The organism is Streptomyces sulfonofaciens, from assembly GCF_014656295.1.
Classification (GTDB): Bacteria; Actinomycetota; Actinomycetes; order Streptomycetales; family Streptomycetaceae; genus Streptomyces; species Streptomyces sulfonofaciens.
Genome location: NZ_BNCD01000061.1, coordinates 1 through 2,200 on the forward strand (window position 1 = coordinate 1; position 2,200 = coordinate 2,200).

At 73.6% G+C, this 2,200-nt stretch carries 2 protein-coding genes; both read left to right on the top strand.

Going from position 1 to position 2,200, the window contains the following annotated elements:
• Positions 1-1,020, top strand: a 1,020-nt coding sequence (locus IE313_RS34535) for a beta-ketoacyl reductase (protein ID WP_189939326.1), incomplete at its 5' end; no start/stop codon positions are given.
• 23 nt (positions 1,021-1,043) lie between these two features.
• Positions 1,044-2,200: beta-ketoacyl synthase N-terminal-like domain-containing protein (locus tag IE313_RS34540; RefSeq protein WP_229925197.1), on the top strand; the 1,157-nt coding region annotated here is incomplete at its 3' end.

The window sequence follows — 2,200 nt, forward strand, 5'->3', positions numbered from 1 at the left end:
GACCGCCTCGACACCGTCCTCCACCCCAAGATCGACGCCGCCTGGAACCTCCACCACCTCACCCGACAACTCGACCTGAAGGCGTTCGTGCTGTTCTCGTCGGCGGCCGGTGTCTTCGGCAACCCAGGACAGGCCAACTACGCCGCCGCCAACACCTTCCTGGACGCTCTCGCCCACCACCGCCGCACCGGCAAGCTGCCCGGCACGTCACTCGCCTGGGGCCTGTGGGCGGGGACGGGCGGCATGGGCGGGCGGCTCGACGGCGCCGACCAGGCCCGGCTGAGCCGCGGCGGTCTGCTGCCGCTCGCCCCCGAACACGCCCTGGCGCTGCTCGACGTGGTGTTCGGCGCGGGCGCCGGTCCGCTGCTGGTACCGGCCCGGCTGAACCTCCCGGCGCTGCGGGCGCAGGCCGGGGCGGGGACGCTGCCGCGGCTGCTGCGGGGCCTCGTGCGGGTGCCCGCGCGGCGCGCGGCGCACACCGCCGACACCGCGTCCCTCGTGGCGCGGCTGGCCGGCCGGACCGCCGAGGAGCAGGAGCGGATCCTGCTCGACCTGGTGCGCACCCGGATCGCGGCGGTACTGGGCCATGCGGACGCGACCGCGGTGGAGCCGGACCGGGGCCTGATGGACATGGGATTCGACTCGCTCACCGCGGTCGAGCTCCGCAACCAACTGGGCGCGAGCACGGGCCTCAGACCGCCCACGACCCTGGTCTTCGACCATCCGACACCGAGCGCGCTCGCGGGCTACCTGCGCACCGAACTCGCGCCCGGGGAGGTGGCGGTGGCCACGGCAGACGGCGACGAGGCCGGCATCCGCAAGGTCCTCGCGTCCATCCCACCGGCCCGCATCAGGGCAGCCGGCCTGCTCGACGCCCTGCTGAAGCTGGCAGGCGGCGAGGCGGCACCGGCCGAGCCCCAGGAGGCCGACCAGACCGACGCCATCAGGGCGGCGGACGTGGACGCCCTCGTCCGGATGGCACTGGCCGGCAACGCCGACGGCGTCAGCGAAGAATCGTGACACGACGACTTAGCGGGGAACTGATGACGAGTACGCCTTCCGAGCGGGTCGTTGAGGCGCTGCGTGCGTCCTTGCTGGAGAACGAGCGGCTGCGTGAGAGCAACCGGCGCCTGACCGACACGGCGTGCGAGCCGATCGCGATCGTGGGCATGGCCTGCCGCTATCCGGGCGGTGCCGGCACCCCGGACGAGCTGTGGGAACTGGTCTCGGCAGGCGTGGACGCGATCTCCGGCTTCCCCGCGGACCGGGGCTGGGACGTCGACGGGCTCTACGACCCGGACCCGGACCGTACGGGCCGCAGCTACGCGCGCGAGGGCGGCTTCCTGTACGACGCGGCCGACTTCGACGCGGAGTTCTTCGGCATCAGTCCCCGTGAGGCGATGGCCGTCGACCCGCAGCAGCGGCTGCTGCTGGAGACCGCCTGGGAGGCCGTGGAGCGCGCCGGCATCGCGCCCGGTTCGCTGCGCGGCAGCCGCACCGGCGTCTTCGCCGGAATCATGTACGGCGACTACGCGGGACGGCTCCACGACCGCACCCCGGAGGCGTTCGAGGGCCACATCGGCACCGGCAGCGCCTACAGCGTCGCCTCCGGCCGGATCTCGTACACGCTCGGGCTCGAAGGGCCCGCCGTCAGCGTCGACACGGCGTGTTCGTCGTCGCTGGTGGCGCTGCACCTGGCCTGCCAGGCGCTGCGCGCCGGCGAGTGCGACACGGCGCTGGCGGGCGGGGTGACCGTGATGGCGTCGCCCGGGACCTTCGTCGAGTTCAGCCGCCAGCGCGGCCTTTCTCCCGATGGACGCTGCAAGGCGTTCGCGGCCGCCGCCGACGGCACCGGCTGGGCCGAGGGCGCCGGCATGCTGCTGGTCGAGCGGCTCTCCGACGCCGAACGCAGGGGCCACCATGTGCTCGCCGTGGTGCGCGGCTCCGCGGTCAACCAGGACGGTGCGAGCAGCCAGTTGTCCGCCCCCAACGGTCCCGCCCAGCAGCGGGTCATCCGGGCCGCCCTGGCCGCCGCCCGCCTCACACCCGCCGACATCGACGCCGTCGAGGCCCACGGCACCGGCACCAGCCTCGGCGACCCCATCGAAGCACAAGCACTCCTCGCCACCTACGGCAAGAACCGACCCACCGACCGACCCCTATGGCTCGGCTCCATCAAATCCAACATCGGCCACACCCA